The organism is Nocardia sp. NPDC050435 (genome assembly GCF_040655395.1).
Taxonomy (GTDB): Bacteria; Actinomycetota; Actinomycetes; order Mycobacteriales; family Mycobacteriaceae; genus Nocardia.
Genome location: NZ_JBFAJW010000027.1, coordinates 1 through 3,263, shown reverse-complemented (window position 1 = coordinate 3,263; position 3,263 = coordinate 1). Strand labels below are relative to the sequence as shown.

The 3,263-nt window shown below is 66.9% G+C and carries 3 protein-coding genes; all 3 read left to right on the top strand.

Annotation, left to right across the window (positions count from 1 at the left end; all coding sequences use genetic code 11):
• Positions 1-291 precede the first annotated feature (291 nt).
• Positions 292-651 (top strand): SLOG family protein, encoded by a 360-nt coding sequence (locus AB0I43_RS40695; protein WP_357434275.1) that lies wholly within the window; start codon positions 292-294, stop codon positions 649-651.
• Positions 652-705: 54 nt separating this feature from the next.
• Complete coding sequence (locus AB0I43_RS40690) at positions 706-1,158, top strand: hypothetical protein (RefSeq protein WP_357434273.1); 453 nt, start codon at positions 706-708, stop codon at positions 1,156-1,158.
• A gap of 270 nt (positions 1,159-1,428) precedes the next feature.
• Positions 1,429-3,263 (top strand): MobF family relaxase (gene mobF / locus AB0I43_RS40685; RefSeq protein ID WP_357434271.1); only part of this gene is annotated, 1,835 nt, incomplete at its 3' end.

The window sequence follows — 3,263 nt, the reverse complement described above, 5'->3', positions numbered from 1 at the left end:
CGTGGCGAACCGGAGCTGCCCGAGGGGATGTTCCAGGGCCGCTGCGAGGGCTGCACCGAGATCAAACCCGTCCACCGGGTCGACGGCTACTGCACCCCATGCCGGGTCTGGCTCGAACTCGACACGCCCGCACCGCGTCAACACCGCGCGGCCTGAGCCAGCTCGACCGTCCCTCCGGGCGGGTCACCACATCCCGGTGGCCCGCCCGCTGTGTTCTCAGGTCCGTCGCGGTGTCCATCCCCGCGGCGGACCTGTCTTCCACGTCTGCTGCCCGCACTCCTGTGGGGCATCATGCGCGCTCGACGCATCCTCATCACCGGCTCACGCACGTGGGCCGACCGGCCGATCATCCGCGCCGCCCTCGCCGAGGTCTGGTCCCCGGAGGCGATTCTCGTTTCCGGGGCGTGCCCGCGCGGCGCGGACGCACTGTGTGAGGCGTGCTGGGCGCACTGGGGTGGCCGCGTCGAACGCCACCCCGCCGACTGGCGCGCCCACGGCCGCGCCGCCGGGTTCGTGCGTAACCAGGCGATGGTCGCCCTCGGCGCGGAGGTGTGCCTGGCGTTCATCCGCGATAACTCGCGTGGTGCCAGCCACACCGCCGCTCTCGCCCGCGCCGCGGGCATCCCCACTCGCCTCTTCGGTCACCCGTGAGCGCCCGCGCCGCCGGGCCGCTCCCGCCTTCCCCCGTTCCGGAAAGAGGATTCGATGTTTCATCGTGCTCGTCATGCCCGTGCCCGTCGCGCGTTCGTGCGCCGCCAGACCCGACGCGCCCGCCTGCGCTGGGTCACCGTCTACCTCGCCACCGATCCACGCGCCTTCGCCGAGGGCTACACCCCCTCGACCCCGATCCGGCGCGTCTACCGATTCGCGCTCGACTGTTCAGTTCGTGAGGCCGACTTCGATGTCCTGCAACGGATCGTCGATGCCAGTTTCGACCACGAGGTAGTCCTGGGACGAATCTTCGCCGCTCTCAACGACATGCCCGATCACGGCGACGAACCACTGACTCGCCGCTGGTATCGCGCGCGCCGCCGGTCGCTGTCGGTCGGTGATGTCGTGGCGCTGGGTTCCAGCCACTACGCCTGCGGACCCGTCGGCTGGCATCCTGTGCCGCCACCGCGCCCAACCACGGCTCCGAAAGTTCGCATACTGCTGTAACTCCCACTACTGCCCGCACAACCCATCAATACAACCCATAACCACGCACCCTCACATAACCACCTCACACAATCCACACTCATAAATACCCACACCCCCCAAATCACTCATAAACCCCCACCCCACACCTCCTCACACCACCACACATAAAGCAGACCGCTTGCAATCAGGATTACGATTCAGTAACGACCAGCATGTTTGCGCGAAGTGTCAAAGATGTTGTCACTCAGAATGCTTCCCAAATCGCGCGACTGATTGTCTGCTGGAAGTGTGACCGCGACACTGCATAAAGTCGTCGCAGGCAACGGATACCAGTACTACCTGCGCAAAGTCGCCGCCAACGATACGTCGTCGCGCGGGCGAGACAGCCTGGCCGACTACTACTCCGTCCACGGCGAAGCACCCGGACGCTGGTACGGCAAAGGACTCGCCTCACTCGGCATCACCGAAGGTGATGAAGTCACCGAAGCGCAGATGAAGTCGCTCTACGGGCTGGGCCGCCACCCTAACGCCGAGGAGATCGAGGCACGGATCATCGCCGAGGAGATCGGCAAGGGCGCCAAACCCAAAGACGCGATCCGCGCCGCCGACAAAGCCACCCGGCTCGGTGCACCTTTTCGCGTCTACTCCGATGTCACCGCCTACCGGAAACGATGCGGACGCGCCTACGCCCTCTACAGTCTTGCAGCCGGCGGTGGCGCGGATGACGATCTGCCCGAGGCGATCAAGGCGCGGATCCGCACCGAAATCGCAACCGAAATGTTCACCGAACAATACGATCGCCCGCCCCTGGACAGTCGCGAACTCTCGAGCTGGATCGCCCGGAACTCACGCCCGCAAACCACCGCGGTCGCCGGTTTCGACATCACTTTCTCACCGGTGAAGAGCTTTTCGACGTTGTGGGCGGTGGCGCCGCGTGCTCTCGCGCAGCGGCTCGAGGCCGCCCACCTCGCCGCGGTCGATGTCGCGGTCGCCTGGATCGAGGCCAACGCGATCTATACGAGGCTGGGTCGTAGCGCGGTCCGCCAGGTCGATGTCGAGGGTTTGATCGCCGCGCGGTTCGGGCATCGGGAGAGCCGCGCCGGGGATCCGGATCTGCACGAACATGTCTTCATCGCCAACCGGGTCCGGACTCTGGATGGGTTGTGGCGCACCATTGATGGCGCGCGCGTGTACGAGGTAGTGGTCACCGCCGCCGAGATCTACAACACCGCCTTGGAGCTCTTCGCGACTGAGATGGCCGGTGTCGAGTTCGACGAACGCCCCGATCAGGATCCTTCCAAGCGACCGATCCGGGAGATCGTCGGCATCTCCGCGGAGTTGAACAAGCATTGGTCGCAGCGTGATTCGGCGATCACCCAGCGGCTCGGGCAGCTCACGATGGAGTTCCAGCGCCGCCACGGCCGCGAGCCGGCACCGGCGGAGGTCTTCGATCTGGCCGAGCGCGCCACGCTGGATACCCGGCCCGGCAAGCAATCCTCGCGCTCACGCGCCCAGCAGCGCGCCGACTGGCGCGGCGAGGCGATCACGGTGCTCGGTGGCCGTGACGCGTTGGCGCGCATGATCTCCACGGCGATGAACCCGGTGCGGCGCGTGCGCCCGGTAACCGATGCGGCGTGGATCGCGCGCACCGCCGCCACGGTCGTGGCGATCGTTTCCGGGGAACGTTCGACCTGGCGGGCGCACCATATTCGTTCCGAAACCGAACGCCAGATCCGCGGGCAGATCCATCTGCGCGATCACCAACGCTTGGCCGAGGCGGTCGTCGCGGCGGCGTTGGTGCCCCCGGAAGTGCTCGCACGGGAGGATCCCGACCTAGCGGCCGAGCCCGAACTGCGCACCCCACCTGAAGCGTTCACCCGCCGCGACGGGTCCAGCGTGCATGTGCGTGCCGGGTCGCAGGTCTACACCTCCACCACCGTTTTGGCCACCACTCAGCAGCTGATCGACCTCGCCGTGCAGCCCGGCGGGCGCCGGATTCCCGCCGAGGCGATCACCGAGGCGATCCATGCCTACAACGACAGCCACCCCCGCGAACACCTCAACGCCGGGCAAACCGCGGTCGTGCGCGGATTCGCCACCTCGCTGCTGCGGATCGCGGCCGT